At 44.9% G+C, this 17257-nt stretch carries 17 protein-coding genes; 9 read left to right on the top strand and 8 right to left on the bottom strand.

Annotated features, from left to right (window positions below; genetic code table 11):
* Nucleotides 1-10 precede the first annotated feature (10 nt).
* The 3 genes from nirD (at nucleotide 11) to cobA (ending at nucleotide 2312) form a co-directional block, all read left to right on the top strand.
* Nucleotides 11-334: a nitrite reductase small subunit NirD gene (gene nirD, locus R7F67_RS16160; RefSeq protein WP_005387969.1), complete on the top strand. Its 324-nt coding sequence runs from the start codon at nucleotides 11-13 to the stop codon at nucleotides 332-334.
* A gap of 194 nt (nucleotides 335-528) precedes the next feature.
* Nucleotides 529-1380 (top strand): formate/nitrite transporter family protein, encoded by an 852-nt coding sequence (locus R7F67_RS16155; RefSeq protein ID WP_033907034.1) that lies wholly within the window; start codon nucleotides 529-531, stop codon nucleotides 1378-1380.
* 173 nt (nucleotides 1381-1553) lie between these two features.
* On the top strand, nucleotides 1554-2312 hold the full coding sequence (cobA, locus tag R7F67_RS16150; RefSeq protein ID WP_054575960.1) for a uroporphyrinogen-III C-methyltransferase: 759 nt from the start codon (nucleotides 1554-1556) through the stop codon (nucleotides 2310-2312).
* 16 nt (nucleotides 2313-2328) lie between these two features.
* Here the strand turns inward: cobA and R7F67_RS16145 are convergent, their stop codons facing one another.
* Nucleotides 2329-2769 (bottom strand): DUF4174 domain-containing protein, encoded by a 441-nt coding sequence (locus tag R7F67_RS16145; protein ID WP_017820187.1) that lies wholly within the window; start codon nucleotides 2767-2769, stop codon nucleotides 2329-2331.
* A 119-nt stretch (nucleotides 2770-2888) separates the two neighbouring features.
* Here R7F67_RS16145 and R7F67_RS16140 point away from each other — a divergent pair, with 119 nt between their 5' ends.
* The gene (locus R7F67_RS16140; RefSeq protein ID WP_005387978.1) at nucleotides 2889-3377 is read left to right on the top strand and encodes an NYN domain-containing protein; all 489 of its coding nucleotides are present in this window, start codon (nucleotides 2889-2891) and stop codon (nucleotides 3375-3377) included.
* Nucleotides 3378-3464: 87 nt separating this feature from the next.
* Here R7F67_RS16140 and R7F67_RS16135 read toward each other — a convergent pair whose 3' ends face one another.
* Nucleotides 3465-4796 (bottom strand): anaerobic C4-dicarboxylate transporter, encoded by a 1332-nt coding sequence (locus tag R7F67_RS16135; RefSeq protein ID WP_005376060.1) that lies wholly within the window; start codon nucleotides 4794-4796, stop codon nucleotides 3465-3467.
* 419 nt (nucleotides 4797-5215) lie between these two features.
* On the opposite strand from R7F67_RS16135, the gene R7F67_RS16130 reads away from it, so the two are divergent.
* Together R7F67_RS16130 and R7F67_RS16125 are read left to right on the top strand one after the other, a co-directional pair.
* The gene (locus R7F67_RS16130; protein WP_054575961.1) at nucleotides 5216-5953 is read left to right on the top strand and encodes a siderophore ferric iron reductase; all 738 of its coding nucleotides are present in this window, start codon (nucleotides 5216-5218) and stop codon (nucleotides 5951-5953) included.
* A gap of 89 nt (nucleotides 5954-6042) precedes the next feature.
* Nucleotides 6043-8214, top strand: a complete 2172-nt coding sequence (locus R7F67_RS16125; RefSeq protein WP_234499217.1) for a TonB-dependent receptor — start codon at nucleotides 6043-6045, stop codon at nucleotides 8212-8214.
* A gap of 49 nt (nucleotides 8215-8263) precedes the next feature.
* On the opposite strand, the gene R7F67_RS16120 is transcribed toward R7F67_RS16125, so the two are convergent.
* The gene (locus R7F67_RS16120; protein WP_171342947.1) at nucleotides 8264-8455 is read right to left on the bottom strand and encodes a DUF2986 domain-containing protein; all 192 of its coding nucleotides are present in this window, start codon (nucleotides 8453-8455) and stop codon (nucleotides 8264-8266) included.
* A gap of 136 nt (nucleotides 8456-8591) precedes the next feature.
* Here R7F67_RS16120 and R7F67_RS16115 point away from each other — a divergent pair, with 136 nt between their 5' ends.
* Nucleotides 8592-9101 carry a GNAT family N-acetyltransferase gene (locus tag R7F67_RS16115; RefSeq protein ID WP_005387984.1) on the top strand — a complete coding sequence of 170 codons (510 nt, stop codon included), beginning with the start codon at nucleotides 8592-8594 and terminating at the stop codon, nucleotides 9099-9101.
* Between the two features lie 14 nt (nucleotides 9102-9115).
* On the top strand, nucleotides 9116-9505 hold the full coding sequence (locus tag R7F67_RS16110; protein ID WP_005387988.1) for a nitrous oxide-stimulated promoter family protein: 390 nt from the start codon (nucleotides 9116-9118) through the stop codon (nucleotides 9503-9505).
* Nucleotides 9506-9554: 49 nt separating this feature from the next.
* Here R7F67_RS16110 and R7F67_RS16105 read toward each other — a convergent pair whose 3' ends face one another.
* Together R7F67_RS16105 and trxC are read right to left on the bottom strand one after the other, a co-directional pair.
* A complete protein-coding gene (locus R7F67_RS16105) occupies nucleotides 9555-10715 on the bottom strand; it encodes an MFS transporter (protein ID WP_017634647.1) in 1161 nt (386 codons plus the stop codon).
* A 176-nt stretch (nucleotides 10716-10891) separates the two neighbouring features.
* On the bottom strand, nucleotides 10892-11326 hold the full coding sequence (gene trxC / locus R7F67_RS16100) for a thioredoxin TrxC (RefSeq protein WP_005376074.1): 435 nt from the start codon (nucleotides 11324-11326) through the stop codon (nucleotides 10892-10894).
* A 162-nt stretch (nucleotides 11327-11488) separates the two neighbouring features.
* Here trxC and R7F67_RS16095 point away from each other — a divergent pair, with 162 nt between their 5' ends.
* On the top strand, nucleotides 11489-12583 hold the full coding sequence (locus R7F67_RS16095; RefSeq protein WP_005387993.1) for a ketoacyl-ACP synthase III: 1095 nt from the start codon (nucleotides 11489-11491) through the stop codon (nucleotides 12581-12583).
* Nucleotides 12584-12668: 85 nt separating this feature from the next.
* Here R7F67_RS16095 and R7F67_RS16090 read toward each other — a convergent pair whose 3' ends face one another.
* The 3 genes from R7F67_RS16090 to R7F67_RS16080 form a co-directional block, all read right to left on the bottom strand.
* Nucleotides 12669-13994 carry a DUF1501 domain-containing protein gene (locus R7F67_RS16090; RefSeq protein WP_017820183.1) on the bottom strand — a complete coding sequence of 442 codons (1326 nt, stop codon included), beginning with the start codon at nucleotides 13992-13994 and terminating at the stop codon, nucleotides 12669-12671.
* A gap of 9 nt (nucleotides 13995-14003) precedes the next feature.
* Nucleotides 14004-15572 (bottom strand): DUF1800 family protein, encoded by a 1569-nt coding sequence (locus R7F67_RS16085; RefSeq protein WP_017820182.1) that lies wholly within the window; start codon nucleotides 15570-15572, stop codon nucleotides 14004-14006.
* A 407-nt stretch (nucleotides 15573-15979) separates the two neighbouring features.
* Nucleotides 15980-17242, bottom strand: coding sequence for a hydroxymethylglutaryl-CoA reductase (locus tag R7F67_RS16080; RefSeq protein ID WP_017820181.1), 1263 nt, complete (start codon nucleotides 17240-17242; stop codon nucleotides 15980-15982).
* Between the last annotated feature and the right edge of the window lie 15 nt (nucleotides 17243-17257).

The following is a 17257-nucleotide window of genomic DNA, read 5'->3' as shown; positions in this document are numbered from 1 at the left end:
AAGGTTGATTATGTCATTTGAAAAGATTTGCCAAATCAGCGACATCGTACCGGGCACGGGTGTTTGTGCACTGGTTGATGGTCAGCAAGTTGCGGTATTCCGCCCAACACAAGCAGAAGAAGTGCTGGCGATCAGCAACACAGACCCGTTCTTCCAATCAAACGTGCTTTCTCGCGGTTTGATCTGTGAGCACCAAGGCGAGCTTTGGGTGGCTAGCCCACTTAAGAAGCAACGCTTTAACCTGACAACAGGTGCGTGCATGGAAGACGAGCGTTTTAGCGTGAAAGCGTACAAAACCCGCGTAACAAACGGCGAAGTAGAAATCTCTGCGTAAGCTTGGTTTTCATTCCCTCCTCTTAGGGGAGGGAATGAACTGAAACCTAGATTTAATAGACAAAGGCTTTCCAAGCATCAACTCAGGGGAACAGGGAAGCGAGGTGTTGTAGACAGCGTTCAGGTGTCAACGGGAAGCCTTTCTCTATTAAATCTTTAACTTTTTAACTTTCAATTTTGGATAAGGACACATTCATGTCTACTGATTTTAAGCCTGCAGAATTCGTGCAAACCATGATCAATGTTGGTGAAGCGAAAACCAATACAAGCACGCGAGATCTTCTGCTTCGCGGTACGATGGCTGGCGTTATTCTTTCGCTTGCGGTGGTGGTTGCTATTACCGCGATTGTACAAACGGGTATCGGCCTTGTAGGTGCACTTGTTTTCCCCGTTGGTTTCGTAATTCTAAGTGTGATGGGTTATGACCTAGTAACCGGTGTTTTTGGTCTAGCGCCTCTGGCTAAGTTTGCGAACCGTCCGGGCATCACTTGGGGTCGTATCTTCCGTTGTTGGGGTCTTGTAGGCTTGGGTAACCTTATCGGTTCTCTGATCGTTGCTTACCTAGTGGCTATCTCTCTAACAGGTAACTTCTCTCTAGAACTGAACGCAGTAGCGAAGAAATTTGTCGCTGTTTCTACCGCGCGTAGCCTTGGTTTTGAAAACATGGGTATGGACGGATGGATCACGTGTTTCGTACGCGGCATCTTCTGTAACCTAATGGTGTGTCTTGGCGTTATCGGCAACATGACAGCACGTTCAGTGTCTGGTCGTGTAGCAATGATGTGGTTCCCAATCTTCATCTTCTTTGCGCTAGTATTTGAACACACCGTAGTAAACATGTTCCTATTCCCACTAGGTATGATTCTAGGTGCGGATTTTGGTATCGCGACTTGGTTGAACTTCAACCTTATTCCAACCATTCTAGGTAATATTGTCGGTGGTCTCGTAATGACTTGTATTCCACTGTACCTAACTCACGCAAAAACAGCGCCTTCTATCAACGTAGTTGAAGAAGAAGTAAAAACAGAGCCTGCAATCGCAAAATAAACCGCTTTTATCTGGCCCTACCTATGGTAGGTAGGGCTGTTCAACTCATTTAACTTTCGATAAGTATTGTATTGATTTAACTATAAAAAGTAATAACTCCTTGGGGTGATTTTAACCTTGAGTTAATGACTTGAGTGTTACTTTTTATGTCCAAATTTTCGATAGGCGTTGATATGACAACTGTTAACTCATCTTTAAACAGCGGCTTTGTTTCTCTTGTTGGTGCAGGTCCAGGTGATCCTGATTTGCTCACAGTAAAAGGCTTAAAAGCCATTCAAGCGGCTGAAGTTGTGGTGTACGACCGATTGGTGTCGAAAGACATTCTTGAATTGGCTCACGCATCAGCAGAGATGATCTACGTAGGTAAAAAATTAGACTTTCACTGTGTGCCTCAAGATCAAATCAACCAAATCTTGGTGCAGAAAGCGCAAGAAGGTAAACGCGTTGTGCGCCTAAAAGGTGGGGACTCATTTATCTTTGGCCGTGGTGGTGAAGAGCTAGAAGAGCTAGCCGAATTTGGCATCAAATACGAAGTGGTTCCTGGTATTACGGCGGCGGCGGGTGCAACGGCATACGCTGGTATTCCATTAACGCACCGTGACTATGCTCAAAGTGTTCAATTTATCACTGGTCATGTACAAAAAGATGGGCGTGAGATTGAATGGCATTCACTAGCGCAATCCAACAACACACTTGTGTTCTATATGGGGTTGAAGCAAAGCGGCCATATTATGGATAAGCTGATCACTCATGGGTTAGATCCTGAGATGTCATGCGCCATTATTGAAAACGGTACGCGCCCAGAGCAGCGCGTGTTCCAAGGAAAGTTGAACGAGCTATCGATCATGGCAGAGCAAGCCGTGAGCCCAGCATTGATTGTGGTTGGCAGCGTGACTCAACTTCACAACAAGTTGGATTGGTTCGCAAAGTAATACTGCCCAGAAGTGACTATATTTTACAGGGGCTTTGTTGCCTCTGCATTTCTTGCTTACGCATAGGCATTTGATCAATGAGGTTGTTGATAAACGGCCAGTCTGTTTCTGCGCCCCAACGGTGCTTTTCTAGACCATCTTTACCAAGCAAAATAGCAGTATGAGAACCTTTTTCGACCGCATAAAGACGAGCTAGCATTTTTAGGTCGAACTCTTCTTTAAGCCAAGCAGGAAAGGTATAACCTTGTTCTGTAATGACCAGTGTGACGACATCTCTGTCTTCCAACTCACACTCATTCATAAGTGTTTCTAGCAAGAATTGTTTGACGTATTCATCATTTTCCGGCGCAAAGTAGAGCACACTTCTATGTGGCCAGTATTTGGAGTGCGCTGGATAACCAAATGCTGTCGATGACAAGATACAAGAAAGCAGTATCACTAGTAACTTTCCGCCCATGACAGTTCCCCTAGAAACCCAAATAACTTTTTATACGTTAAGTTTAGTGGAATTGGCTCATTGTGCTTTTTCCAAAACTGGCATAGGGTAGGCAGCAAATAAATTGAGCGTAGAAATAGATGAGTTCGGAAAGCAAACAAAAAATCGCCATTTTGGTTGATGTACAGAATGTGTATTACACCTGTCGCGAAGCGTATCGAAGCAATTTTGATTACAACCAGTTTTGGTATGTCGCCACACAAGGGAAAGAGGTGGTAAGTGCTCGTGCTTATGCCATCGCGAGTAACGATCCAAAACAACGTCAGTTTCATCACATTTTACGCGGTGTTGGATTTGAGGTGATGCTTAAACCCTACATCCAGCGTCGTGATGGCAGCTCGAAAGGCGATTGGGATGTGGGTATTACTCTCGATGCAATTGAAATTGCTCCCGAAGTTGAGGAAGTGATTCTAGTTTCGGGAGATGGAGACTTTAGTCTGCTAGTAGAGAGAATTCAGCAGCGCTTCAATAAAACGGTGACCGTTTATGGTGTACCTAAACTTACATCTCAAACTCTGATTGATTGTGCCGACAATTTTGTCGCGATTGATGACGATTTCTTGCTGTAGTTAATAGTGCAATAAAGAAAGGCGAGTCACTCAGGCTGTACGAAAACGTACAATGACTCGCCTCTAATTTATCGTTGATTTGGCTAGTTACGAAGGAATGATCATTTGCCCTAGCAAGTAACCCAAGCAACACGCACCAATCACGCCGATTAAGCCCACAGACATGAATGAGTGGTTGAAGTACCACTTACCAATCTTAGTTGTGCCCGAGGTATCGAAGTTCACAGTCGCGATATCTGAAGGGTAGTTGGGAATAAAGAAGTAGCCATATACCGCTGGCATCAAGCCGATAAGCAGCGCAGGTTCCAAACCTAAGCCGAGACCAACAGGTAGCATCATGCGAGCCGTTGCAGCTTGAGAGTTCACCACAACCGACACGATGAATAACGCAAGCGCGAATGTCCAAGGGTAGTTGGTTACCATCTCTACGATGCCGGATTTAAATTGAGGCATAGCGTACTGGAAGTAGGTATCTGACATCCATGCAATACCGAAGATAGCAATCGCCGCCACCATACCAGATTTAAATACCACCCCATTTGGTACGTCACGCGGGTCAGTTTTGGTCGCAAGCAAAATGATACCGCCGAAGCAGAGCATCATCATTTGAATCACAACCGCCATGCTGATTGGCTTCGAGCCATCTACGATGGTACGAATGTCTGGCCACATCGCGATAACGACGATAACCAAGATCGATGCAATGAACAGCAATACAGAGTTACGAGCACTTGTTGGTAGTACTTCATCAAGAGACGTTGCAGTTGTGTTGAGGATTTTTTCTCTCCACACAGGATCTTTCAAACGCTCTTGGTATTCTTCATCGTCGTCTAGTTCTTTACCACGCTTTAGGCTGTAAAGTGACATCAACAACGTACCGAATAAGGTTGCAGGTACAGTAACGAGCAGAATTGAGAGCAGAGTGATCTCGTGTTGAATATCAGAGAGTTGCGCCAAGTAGTAAACTACGGCCGCTGAAATTGGCGAGGCTGTGATTGCGATTTGAGAGGCGACAGAAGCGGCAGCCATAGGACGCTCTGGACGAATGCCGTTTTTAAGCGCAACGTCGCCAATGATTGGCATGATAGAGTAAACCGCGTGACCTGTACCAAGTAGGAAGGTCATAAAGTAAGTCACGAACGGAGCAATAAGGGTGACGCGTTTTGGGTTCTTACGAAGCACACGCTCGGCAACTTGCAGCATGTATTTCAAACCGCCAGCGGCTTCAAGAATGGAAGCACATGTTACCACCGCTAGAATGATCAACATGACGGTGACAGGAGGAGAGGTTGGCGGCATCTTAAAGATGAAGACTTCAATCACCAAGCCAATTCCGGATACGACCCCAAGGCCTATACCACCATAACGTGAGCCGATATACAGCATCACGAGCAAAAATAGAAACTCAAGATACAACATGTGGATTTCCTTATTCAAAACAGAGGGCTACATAGCCAAATTACCTCTTTGTATTGTCTCGATATTCAGAAAGAAAATACTTCATGTTGTTCACAATCCGCTGGATAAGAAACAGCAATATTCAATTATTGGCAATAACTCACGCTACACAGGTGAACTGTTAACACAGTTTTATCAGGGTGTTTTTATGCTGTGTATTTTTGCGATCATGTGAGCGTTAAATGCGAAGAGGTTTAAGAGTTTGTTGCTATTCATCGCATACGTAACCAGACCTTACAGTTTCACAGAACGCGGAAATACAGTCATAGCTAACCCTAAGAGTGTTTCTTTGTTATGAAAACGCAAAGGATAATAGTTTGCATTGCGATTAGTGCTTGGGTATAAAGGTGTCAGAATGAATACAACTACAATAAGCCATCATGTCTGAGCAATTTTTCCCGCAACTGTTTCAAACTTCGAGTGAGATAACACCTTACCTACACGGTGATATCGGCGAGATAGGGCAAGAAGCTATCCATATCGAAAATGATATCAACCCGATCATCCAAGGCCTTTACCAGCAAATCTCGGAGGCTCATCCGGAAGCGGGAAAAGCATATTGGTTGACAAGAACGTGGGATTTACTTTGTTGGCAGCCAGTTTATGTCGCATTCATCTCTATTTACGGTTACCACACGTTGCCAAACATTCGCGAGATAGCGCAGCACCTCAAACCTTGTTTTGTTTCTGGGTACCGATTCTCCGACGAAGCGCATATACATGGCGAGCCAGAGGCGTTGATAAAAGAGGCGGGGCGTCAAATCCGAGAACTGTTCGACTTCTATCAACAAGAGATGAGTCAATGGACACGCATTCGTCCTGGCTTCACCCATCAATTGATGTCGGACGGAATCATGGCTTGTTTAATTCGTCTCCAACAGCGCTTTCCGCAAATGACTAACTCGACACTTCAGGAGCATGCGGTCTTGTGGCTAAGCGCAATGGGTTTGGATGTTGATAATAGCCGCTCACTTCATGAGACGGAATCTGATCAGCCGCTAAAGTTAGTAAGAAAAAGTTGTTGTTTAGTCTATAAGTGTGAAGGCAGAAAGCTTTGTGCAGATTGTCCTCGTTTAGAGGAAAATCGACAGCTTATCAGCAAGAAGGTTCTTAATTAACATTTATTTAACTTGTGTAACAGTGCTCGATTTGAGAGTGAGAATAAGTATCATTGCATACTCTTGTTGACAACAAAAAGATAAATACAATGATGAAAAGGACGTTTTCTTTCAATCTCATCGTACTTGCGATGAGCAGTGGATACGCAGTTAGCTCAATAGCAGCAGAAGATCTTCAACAAACATCGACTCCGAGCGATGAGCAATTGGTTGTTGTAGGCAGTGTGATGCCGAAATCGATCTCCGATATTCCAGGAACGGTTTGGTTTGTTGGCCAAGAAGAGATTGCTCAGCAATATCGTGCGGGCAAGACACTGGGTGATATTCTTTCTGCCACCATCCCTTCTTTAGACGTCGGCACCGGTGGTCGAACTAACTATGGTCAGAACCTTCGCGGTAGAGCAATGTTGGTAATGATTGATGGTGTCTCGTTACAGTCTTCTCGCCCGATTAGTCGTCAGTTAGACGCAATAGACCCATTCAACATCGAGCGAATTGAAGTACTATCTGGTGCAACCTCCATTTATGGTGCAGGCGCTACTGGTGGTGTTATTAACATTATCACCAAGAAAGCGTACTCGGATGACTTGTCGTTTGAATCCTACGTGAGTGGCACTACAGGCTTTAATAGCAGCGATGACTTTGATTACAAACTCGCTCAGTCTATCTCGGGTGGTAATGAGCGAATTACCGCTAGAGGTTCGGTTGTGTACACCGAGACACAAGGTGCATTTGACGCAAATGGCGACATTGTCACCCCAGACATTTCACAGGGCTCCTTGCAGTATAATTCAACGCTCGATGTTATGGGATCGACCGAGATTCAAATCTCCGATGCCAGCAAGTTAAACCTTGTCGCACAATACTATGACAGCCAGCAAGATTCGCCATACGGTTTGTACATTGTTAACAATAAATTTGTTGATGTACGAGAGGGGTTCGATTCCGACCGTGAACATGGTACAGAGCGAGTTCTCTTAAGTGCGAACTACGCTCACGACAGCGTATTCGGTCATCAACTGATAGGCGAGTTATCTTACCGTAGTGAAGACCAAACCTTTACTCCTTATTACCAAAGTGCCTCTCAACAAAAAACAGAAGTTTTTGCTGGGCGCTTAGCGTTAGCTAAAAGCTGGGAGTCATTCAAACTTGTTTATGGTGTCGATGCGTACTTAGACCGTTTTGAAAGTAACCAGGCTCTGTTCGATCCAACCATTGCGAACAGCTCTGGGAACTTAATTAATCGAACCTATGCCGAAGTGGGGCGTTACCCTGATGTTGATGTGGCGTCTTACGCAATGTTTGTCCAGGGGGATTACCAAATCAATCAAGATTGGTCAGTACAAGCAGGCTACCGCTACCAATACATGGACAATAAGATTGATGATTTTGTTGCCTATAGTATACAAAAGAAGATCGCATCGGGTAATGGTGTATCAGCGGATGCGGTACCAGGTGGCAGCACTGACTACTCTGTGAGCTTATTTAATTTGGGCACCATTTATCAGCTTAACGATGAATCTCAGCTTTGGGCGAACTTCTCTCAAGGTTTCGAACTCGCTGATCCTGCAAAGTACTACGGCCAAGGTAGCTACGATGCCGCGGATGCAAATGGTCACTACGCGTTGAACAATAGCATTAATGTATCTGACTCAAAAATGTCGGGCATCAAAACGGACAGCTATGAAATTGGTTACCGATTAGATACGGATACTGTCGCACTGCAAGCGGCGGGTTTCTACTCGGTTTCGGATAACTCAATCAAGTATGACAAGAAGACGCTCCTAATCACCAATGTTGATGACGAGCAACGTGTATACGGTGCCGAAGCAAACATTAACTACTGGGTAAACCGTGATATTTTGTTAGGTGCATCAGGTCACTATGTGGTTTCTGAGCTTAAAACCAACGGTAAGTGGGAAGATCTAAGTGCGGGTAAAGCAAGTACATCAAAAGCGAACGCGTGGGCGGCTTACTATCAGGATGGCTATTCAGTACGTTTACAAAGCCAGACGATGTTTGATTACGAAGATGACGCAAACAATAAACTAGATGGATACACTACGTTTGATCTTCTTGGTAACGTAACACTACCTATCGGGCAGTTAGGTTTTGGTATTCAAAACCTATTTGACGAAGACTACACAACCGCTTGGGGACAACGTGCGCAGATTCTTTATGCAGCACACTACGATGCAGCAGCGTACGACTACAAAGGAAGAGGTCGCACATTCACACTGAACTACAGTGTCGAATACTAAAGCTAACTATCTCCGAATATCAAAAAAGCCGCTTGAAGCGGCTTTTCTTTTAGGCTTGATCTGTCTTCGCTGTGTCTACAACGTTTTCCGTGTGTTCTGAAGCTTGGTTTTGTTCTTCAGCTTCCATTTTCGCGCGTTCAGCTTTGGAGATATAACGCGGCTTATTGCTCTTATGTAGCTTAGCGTTATGCTTCTTCTGCTTCGCTTTCAAGATCTGATTGATTTTCTTCTTGCGGTTCATGGTGGTGGTCCTTTAATTTAGCGAGGCAGGATAGTTACTTTTTTATCAAGTTACAACTAAATAAGCGCCGGTATCGGTCGCAAAATTCAAGTACGTTCCTATGTCCAATCATCTATCGCGTTTTAATGGAGCCCAAATGAAAACACTGTACACCGAACGTTTGATACTGCGTCTTGTGAGTGTAGATGATGCACCATTTATACTAGAACTTTATAACCACCCAGACTTCTACCGTTTTGTCGGAGACAAACAAATTCGTACCGAATATGAAGCGGCGCGTTACATAAAAGAAAACATGCTACGCATGCAACAAATTAAAGGCGTGAGTTTACTCGTTGTAGAGAAGAAAGAAGATGGGCAACCCATCGGGATTTGTGGGTTGGTTAAACGTGACACATTACAACACTATGATCTCGGATATGGATTTTTACCTTCCGCTTATGGCTACGGCTACGGAACGGAGTCTGCAACCGCAGTGCTGGAATACGCTAGAGAGGAAATGAAACTCGATAATTTGGTTGCCATCACCAACAATGACAATATTCGTAGTATAAGTTTGCTCAAAAAACTGGGCTTTGAGTTTGAACGAGTTGAGCAGCAATATGATAATGGCCGCACGTTAGAACTTTACACAATGATGTTGTGATTTTTGGATAGCGCATGAGCGATATTTTACTTGGCAAACTCGCCACTGAATTTAAGACAGTAAAAGCCATGGTAGAGGTTTACTGTCATGACCATCATGGAACAAAACGTGACTTATGCTCAGAATGTCGTGAGCTGCTTGAATACGCAGAAGTGCGCCTCGACCGCTGTCCTTATGGAGAGAATAAACCGACGTGTAATAAATGTCCGATTCACTGCTACAAACCAGAGCCGAAAGAACAAATGCGTTTGGTCATGCGTTACTCTGGCCCCAGAATGTTACTGAAACATCCCATCTTGGCGGTTCGTCATTTGCTTCATGAAAAGCGAATGGTACCGGAAAAGCCTGCAGCGAACGCGTCAAACCGTCACAAGCGTTTATCTAAACAAAAATGCGAAGAATAAAAAAACGAGGGCGACATGCCCTCGTTTTCGTTGAGTAGAAGCGGCGTGGTTAGAGGCCAGCGGCCATACGCTGCTTGGTTTTGCTCGCAGCAAGTAGCATGTATACGCCCGTCGCAACCAAAGCGGCAAACAAGTAGCCTAGCAAGCCGTGTTCTTGGCCCATAAATTTATCAGCGACAACAGGACCAGCAACAGAGCCGATGCTGTAGCTAAACAGCATGACTTGTGTCGCAGAGACAATAAAGCGTTCATCAAGTCCTTCGCAACCTAAGTTGATTGCAATCGGGTACAAGGCAAAAGTAGCTGCACCTAAAAAGAATAATGCAGCAGCCAATACCACGGCTGACGAGGAAATAAACGTCATACCGATCGAAAAAATACCCAAAATACAGAAAAACGCCATTAGCACTGTGCGGCTCATGTATTTGTTTAACGCGGTCACCATTGGTTGAACTAGCATGCCACCTAGAATCACTAGCGCCATCAATGTACCAATGTCTTGATGGCTAATTTTACGGTTAGTTAACTCAACTGGCATTAATCCGTAGATCGCACCTAAGGTCAAACCTGAAACAACACAACCAATAATTGCTGCATGGTTTAGTTTGGCAATTTGCTTAAATGATAAAGCGGTTGATTCATGGCTGTTTGGCTGCTCACACTCAATGAACATTAGCACCAGCATCGCCATTAGGATCAACGTCGTGATCGCAATAAACGGAACGCCGCCACTTACGCCAAGCACGCCAATACCAAACTGGCCTAATGCTGAACCACCATAAAGCGATAGCATGTACAAGCTCAAACGTCTCGCACGCGATGCTTCGTCTCCAGACATTAGCCAAGATTCAACAATGACAAAAACACCAGCAACCGCGATACCCGCAATAAAGCGAGCGGCAAGCCACATCAATCCGTTAGCAAACACGGGTAGTGTGACGATAGTTAGCGAAAATACGGCCAAGCAACCAATAAACGCGTTACGGTGACCAACTTGACGTACGATACGTTCAATAAAAATAGCACCGGTTAATAAGCCGCCATAAAACACACTCGCCAACCAACTCGCGTAATCTGCTGAGATGTTGTATTCACCGAGCATGAGAGGGATCAAGCTCATTAAATAGCCCGAAGCCACCGCATAAAGAGACAGTGCGACGACTGGAACTGTAACTCGTGGTGATGCTGCAGGAACGACTGTGTTTTCCACTGTTTTGCGCCTATAAGTTAAATGAAATCTAAGGGTTATTCGGCGCGAATATGAGGCTAATAGTTAGGCAAGTAAAATGATAAATTTAAGTCGTTTCGACAAATAATATTTGTTAACTAGATAGGTTGATAAGTTGCATAAAAACGCCAACCTACAAACAAGGTTGGCGTGGAAGATTATTTAGTAAGTGCTTGATTTAACCATTGATCGAATTGAGTTTTAGGTAACGCACCATTGATCATATCAACGCGTTGACCATTCTTGAAAACCATAATGGTAGGAATACTGCGAATACCAAATTGCGCCGCAAGTTGTTGTTGAGCTTCGGTATCAATCTTAACAAAACGAGCCGTTCCGGCTTGCTCATGAGCAACATCAGAGAAAACAGGAGCAAAACCAACGCACGGGTTGCACCATGGGGCCCAAAAATCTACTACAACAGGCATATCACTTTGTAATAGAGCAGAAAAGTTATCTTGTGTACCTTCGATAGGCGAGCCGTCTAAAAGTGCACTTTTACATTTACCGCAAGTTGCAGATTCGGCAACGCGCTCATTAGGGACACGATTTAGACCGCCGCACGAAGGGCAGCGAGTTTTAAACGATGACATGACTTCTTCCTTTATTACGTATTGATGAAAACATGACTTACCAGTCAGCCTCATTATTTGTATACTTATTTTTTAACCTGCCGAAATAACGCAGCGCAGGTTTGTATTTGAGCCTAAGGTTCTAAGAAATTTTATTAAAATACAACAATAAATAGGTCTGCGATGACAAATTACTACGCTGAAATTACAGGTTGGGGGAAATGTGTTCCGCCAGCCGTGCTCTCTAACGATGATCTTAGCACTTTCCTCGATACTTCCGATGAGTGGATTCGTACCCGCACTGGTATCGAAAACCGCCGTATTAGTCATGTAAACACGTCAGACATGGCGACCGTTGCTGCTAAACATGCATTAGCTCGAGCAGGCGTCGATGCAACAGACGTGGATTTAATCATTGTGGCGACTTGTTCACCAGATTCATTGATTCCAAATATCGCGTCTAAGGTACAGCAGAACCTAGGTATTCGTGCAGCCGCTGCCTTTGACTTAAATGCCGCATGTACGGGATTTGTCTATGGCCTAGAAACGGGCACACGTTTGATTCAATCAGGTAACTATCGTAACGCGATCATTATTGGTGCGGAAAGATTGTCTTTCTACATCGATTGGGCAATGCGAGATACCGCTGTTCTATTTGGTGATGGTGCGGGCGCCGTTGTGTTATCAAGAACGGAAAAAGAAACGGGTTTACTACAGTCTCAAATCGGTTGTGACGCAAAAGGCCGCGATATTCTGTCCGTACCAAAGTTTGGTACTTGTATGGATCGCTTTGCGGAAGACAACGGTTACTGGGATTTCAACTTTGTAGGACAAGAAATTTTCAAACGTGCAGTAAAAGGTATGGGGCTAGCTGCGAAAACCGTACTGAAAGCATCACAGTTAACGACGGAACAAATCGATGTTGTGATTCCGCATCAAGCGAATATTCGTATTATTCAAACCTTGTGTGACCTGTCTGGAATTCCACACGACAAAGCGTTTGTTAACATTCAAAACTATGGCAATACTTCAGCTGCGACGGTGCCAATTGCATTGTGTGAAGCGGTAGAGCAAGGTCGAGTTAACCCAGGTGATAATATGCTTCTTGCTGCATTTGGTGCAGGTTTGACATGGGGTGCGGCAGTATTGAAATGGGGTGACCGCGTAACGCCAATTGGCGAAAGTGATGCGGTTCTGCCTGAATGTGAGCAATCCGCGTTAGAATTACTTGAGCGTGCCATTAAGCTGTGTAACGAACGCCGTCGCGACGAGGTGTAACGGACACTTTGCAAACATAAAATGAGTAAGGGAGCGCGAGGCTCCCTTATTTGATGATGTGTTCTACAGCTACCTGTAAAATATCTTACGACATAAAACCCAGGTTTGAATGAGTAAAATTACGGATGTTCGGGAACACGTATTCCAGTGCCGCGTTATCACTCACGCCCATCCACTGTGCTAGTGTTGAACCAACTTGATCAGCGGCAATTTTGGGTATGAGTCGGCCTTGAGAGTAATCATCGTTTCCGCCCAGTATTAGTTCCGGCCATGTACCGATAGGTTGTTTCCCATTTACCGCGCCTCCAATTAATAGTTGATGGCCACCCCAGCCATGATCGGTACCATTTCCGTTGCTCATCATCCGTCGACCGAAGTCAGACATAGTGAAAGAGGTGACTTGCTTGTTTAGCCCTAACCGTTCGACCGCACGATACATTGCTAAAAGGTTTGTCGCGAGATCCTCAAGTAACACTGGATGACGTGCCAGTTGCGAATCGTGTAGGTCATACCCAGAGTGTTTAACGAAAAAGACTTGTCGTTGCTGCTTCAATACATCTTGGCTTGCTATCAATTTGTACACGGTTTGCATCTGCTTGCCGAGCGTCGATGACGTAAACAGCGGCTCGTCAGCAATGTGGTTGAGTTGCTCGCTCAGGACACTACTCATTACCATCGACTCATCAACCATCAAATTAAAATGACCATTAAATGGATTGTCAGCTTGATGAGAGAGAAGGCGATCATAGATCCCCTTGTATAGCGGGTTATCAATCGCGGTAAGCTGAACTGCGCGATCTTTTTTCAGGACGGTTTGGCGGTGTTCCATTGCCCGTAACCAAAGCGAGTTGCCATGCACACTGTATAGCGGTGTTATTTCTGATTCAGAGTTTAATACATCCAACATTCTGCCAGCCCAACCAAGATTTTTAGACTCGCTCATTCCACCAAGTAACCAAGCGTCTGTTTGAGAATTATGAGAAAACAGTTGCTCGGGTAGTGATGCTTCACCTTGCTCAATAGCTTGTTTGGTGACGGGATGGTTGAGAATGCCACTATTGAGCACGATGCTGGCATCGCCTTGTTCGAAAACGGAAGTTAACGCATTTAACTTGGGGTGTAAGCCGAGCTTCACTGGGTGATTTGAGCTATCGACAGCACTCAAATTGATAGGGAGTATGTCTTCTTTGGCGACAGAGAGTGGCCCTCTGACTTTGGAATATTGATGATAGTGCGCCTCCGATAATGGCAGTACGGTGTTGAATGCATCGTTTCCGCCTGCTAAATACACACATATTAATGCTCGAAAGTCATTGGATGGCGCTGCGAGAGAGTAACCTGGCAGACTAAGAGAGGCTAGTGCGCCCATCGATAGCGTGCTTTGTATAAAATGTCGTCGTGAAATATCCATAATTCACTCCTAATCCTGAATATAGAATTCGTCGCCAGAAATGGCGGTAAATATCACTAGAGCGAGTTTTGTTGTTGGCACATAGTCCCCACGATAATCATTCAGGGCGGTGAGCATGAGCTCTTTCAATTCAGCAGAAGCCGTTCCAGCAAAGAAACGCAAGTTAACCAATTCGACTAAGGCACGGTGATCGTCCAGAAGAAGATAAAACTCGTTAAGATCGAAGTGGTAGGAATCACCACCTCCTCTACGAGTGCTGGTTAACATATAGTTGACCAAATCGGTATAAACAGACCAATTGAGAAGTTCATACTCTGGAGAGTTAATACCAGACTCCGTAAACTCGTTAGACGGCTGATAGTCTGGAGAGTAAAAATTAAACACGGAAGGAGAACGAAGCGGCCCTTGATTAGCGATGTTCATCATCGTTGTTGCGTCTTCGTAACGTGATCCTTTAACCGTAAAACCTGATGCTCGATGAAAATTAGTCAGGACCAGTATCGGTTCTTTCACTTTTATAGGCGGGGTATCCGTCATCCCTAATGCTTCAGGGTCGAGCAATATGGCTCGAACAACGGCGGTTAGATCGCCTTTTTCTCCTTCCCCATTGTTGTTAAATATCGTAGCAACACGCGCGACGTACTCTGGGCTTGGATTTGAACTGACCAAACGTTGGATAAGTAACTTTGAAACAAATGGAGCAACATTTGGGTGAGACATCAACATATCAATCACTTTTGAAAGCTCTTCTTGTGCGGTTAGACCCGATGGGATCACGTTCCCTAGAAATCGCTTCTCGCCGGTGTCGTGTCTTTGACTGATAACTCGCATCGGTTTCACGAATGCGATGTCGGAATTTTTCCATCCAGTTAATGCTCGCGCGAGCTCTTGAATATCAGTTTGATTGTACGTGGGGATAGGTTTGCCTGTTGCGTGGTTCAGCTTTTTACTGCCATCTAAATTGAGTTCATACAAACCGATAGTGAATAACTGCATTAACTCTCGAGCAAAGTTCTCATCGGGAAGCGTTCCTGTCGCACTATTTTCTTTTGCACTACCGAGCATAGACAAATAGCTCCCCATGACTGGATGGATGGAAACGTCATACAACAGGTCTCGGTAGTTGCCAAACGCATGCTCAACCAACAGATCGTAGTAATTCACTAACCCTGTAGGTTTGCTGGAAAGAACGCCGCCATAACGAGACACGACTACGATCTGACTCAATGCATAAGCCGTTCGCTGCCTAAGCTGATCTTCAGCAGTAACAACAATCTGATACCAAGCATTTTCTCGGTTTGACTGTAGGCCTTTAGAAAAAGGCGTTTGATAAAGTGGTTGATGGTAGGTTGCTGGCAGGTTGATTTGTTTCTGTATCCAATCCTCAAACCCGTTTTCCCTAACCTCATTAATTAACGCAGGTGTTGGTCCAAAAGAGGTTTGATAGAGAAAACGCGCAACGGTTTGATCGGATGGGGATTGCTGTATTTCTGCTGATACATTAGACACATGGCTCAGCAATAAGATAGCCAATCCTAGTACCCAAGCAGAGATTTTATTTAGCTTCTGACGTCTCATAGTTAACTCGCTTACCCGAAGTAACGATTTAAGTCCATTTAACGGGAGTTATTAAGCTCTTTTGAGCTGTTTAGTAAATTTATGAAAATCAAGCAGCTGCATAGGCGAGTATAGTAGCTATAAGTGGTGAACAAAAAACTCAAACGATGAATTTGGTACTATAGTACTAGAAGTTTTTGATGCTATTTTTTCTAAGATACTGATATTAAATATGGCCAATGAAGAGTAATAAGCAGAGGTATCGCAATGGATATAGAAGGGGGACAGCTAAAGTACTGTTAACAAGAGATTGGTATGTTTGTTAAGGCTTAAGTTAGTTTCAAGAAATTATTGAGCCAATAAATAAAGTCCATTGGTTTGCACAAGAGAAAACCACACGGATGTTCTCTTGTACAAAGCAACAAAGGTTATTTTCGGGCAAGCTTATGGTGAGCACGAGAAAAGTGATCGGCACAAAATGCGCCCACGATCGAGAGTTCGCCAGCCAGACAAAGCGCAGCTGCGACTTCGGCTAACGCTTTCGCATTGCCGTTGCCGTGCAAACCCAAAATATCCAAACATGCTTTTTGCGTTGGAAGGCCAGTACCACCACCAACCGTCCCCACCATGATGTTTGGCAAGGTCACGCACGCGTACAAGTTGCCTTGAGCGTCCACATCCATACGAGTGATTCCAATGGCAGACTCTGCAACGCAAGCGGCATCTTGACCACAAGCAATGTACAGCGCGGCAAGCGCGTTTGCGTAATGCGCGTTGACGCCAATTGTCCCGCTGAGTAAACCGCCCACTGTGGTCATTTTGCCAAATTGAACCATAGACTCCGGCGTCGTATGCAGATATTTTTCCACCAACTCAGCAGGAATGGTCACTTCGGCGGATACTTTCTTACCGCGTACCGAGCGCAGTGTGTGCGCGTTTGGTTTTTTGTCGCCTGATAAGTTGCCATCCAAGAATGCTTGAGTTGGTTTGATTGGGCTGGTCGCCAAAATATGATGGAACACTTCGTTTGTTGCGATGGTCACCATGTTTTGTCCGGAAGCGTCACCAGTCACGTATTCAAAGACCAAATAAACGTGGTTTCCTTCGATATTTACATTGATGTCTTTGAGTTTGCCATGTGAGGTGGTGGATTCCGCAATTTGACGAAATACGTCAAACTGGGTCACAACCCAACTGACGAACTGGCCGGCGTCAGCAAGGTGATTAAAGGCGAATACTGGTGTTCGGCTCACCCCTTCACTTAGTAACAATGCGCTCGCGCCACCAGCGGCGGTGATAAGATTTGCGCCACGGTTGTAGGAAGCGACTAACGCGGCTTCTGTCGTTGCGAGCGGAACCAAAAAGTCATCGTTCGCATACAAACCGTTGACGCGCAAAGGGCCTGCGATGCCGACCGGCACATTGACAGTACCAATGAAGTGCTCGATGTTGTTGGAGTAAGCGTCGCAATGTGACTGTGTGAAAGGATCAAGAAGATGATCTTTATTGGTCATTTGTTCCAATACTTGCCAACGGCGCGCCAAATGCTTATCCGATAGGCCAGGGCTTAAGCAGAGACGTTTCTCTGGCTTGTGAAACTTCGGTTCTAATGCCGATTGAATCTTACTGCTGGTTTCGATATCGGAAAGGGCGGAGCTTTGAACAGGGTTATCTTGGTTTAACTTCGGCATACAAACGTTAACTGA

The sequence above is a fragment of the Vibrio sp. YT-17 genome, from assembly GCF_033337375.1.
Classification (GTDB): Bacteria; Pseudomonadota; Gammaproteobacteria; order Enterobacterales; family Vibrionaceae; genus Vibrio; species Vibrio alginolyticus.
This window is presented reverse-complemented; position numbering and strand designations above follow the sequence as displayed.

What these genes read in the sequence shown, in the direction of transcription:
- R7F67_RS16110 (WP_005387988.1), top strand. Translation starts at nt 9,116, where the DNA reads ATGAGCGATATTTTACTTGGCAAACTCGCCACTGAATTTAAGACAGTA.
- R7F67_RS16115 (WP_005387984.1), top strand. Translation starts at nt 8,592, where the DNA reads ATGAAAACACTGTACACCGAACGTTTGATACTGCGTCTTGTGAGTGTA.
- R7F67_RS16130 (WP_054575961.1), top strand. Translation starts at nt 5,216, where the DNA reads ATGTCTGAGCAATTTTTCCCGCAACTGTTTCAAACTTCGAGTGAGATA.
- R7F67_RS16090 (WP_017820183.1), bottom strand. Translation starts at nt 13,994, where the DNA reads ATGGATATTTCACGACGACATTTTATACAAAGCACGCTATCGATGGGC.
- R7F67_RS16155 (WP_033907034.1), top strand. Translation starts at nt 529, where the DNA reads ATGTCTACTGATTTTAAGCCTGCAGAATTCGTGCAAACCATGATCAAT.
- R7F67_RS16140 (WP_005387978.1), top strand. Translation starts at nt 2,889, where the DNA reads ATGAGTTCGGAAAGCAAACAAAAAATCGCCATTTTGGTTGATGTACAG.
- R7F67_RS16095 (WP_005387993.1), top strand. Translation starts at nt 11,489, where the DNA reads ATGACAAATTACTACGCTGAAATTACAGGTTGGGGGAAATGTGTTCCG.
- R7F67_RS16085 (WP_017820182.1), bottom strand. Translation starts at nt 15,572, where the DNA reads ATGAGACGTCAGAAGCTAAATAAAATCTCTGCTTGGGTACTAGGATTG.
- R7F67_RS16135 (WP_005376060.1), bottom strand. Translation starts at nt 4,796, where the DNA reads ATGTTGTATCTTGAGTTTCTATTTTTGCTCGTGATGCTGTATATCGGC.
- R7F67_RS16125 (WP_234499217.1), top strand. Translation starts at nt 6,043, where the DNA reads ATGATGAAAAGGACGTTTTCTTTCAATCTCATCGTACTTGCGATGAGC.
- R7F67_RS16120 (WP_171342947.1), bottom strand. Translation starts at nt 8,455, where the DNA reads ATGAACCGCAAGAAGAAAATCAATCAGATCTTGAAAGCGAAGCAGAAG.
- trxC (WP_005376074.1), bottom strand. Translation starts at nt 11,326, where the DNA reads ATGTCATCGTTTAAAACTCGCTGCCCTTCGTGCGGCGGTCTAAATCGT.
- cobA (WP_054575960.1), top strand. Translation starts at nt 1,554, where the DNA reads ATGACAACTGTTAACTCATCTTTAAACAGCGGCTTTGTTTCTCTTGTT.
- R7F67_RS16080 (WP_017820181.1), bottom strand. Translation starts at nt 17,242, where the DNA reads ATGCCGAAGTTAAACCAAGATAACCCTGTTCAAAGCTCCGCCCTTTCC.
- nirD (WP_005387969.1), top strand. Translation starts at nt 11, where the DNA reads ATGTCATTTGAAAAGATTTGCCAAATCAGCGACATCGTACCGGGCACG.
- R7F67_RS16145 (WP_017820187.1), bottom strand. Translation starts at nt 2,769, where the DNA reads ATGGGCGGAAAGTTACTAGTGATACTGCTTTCTTGTATCTTGTCATCG.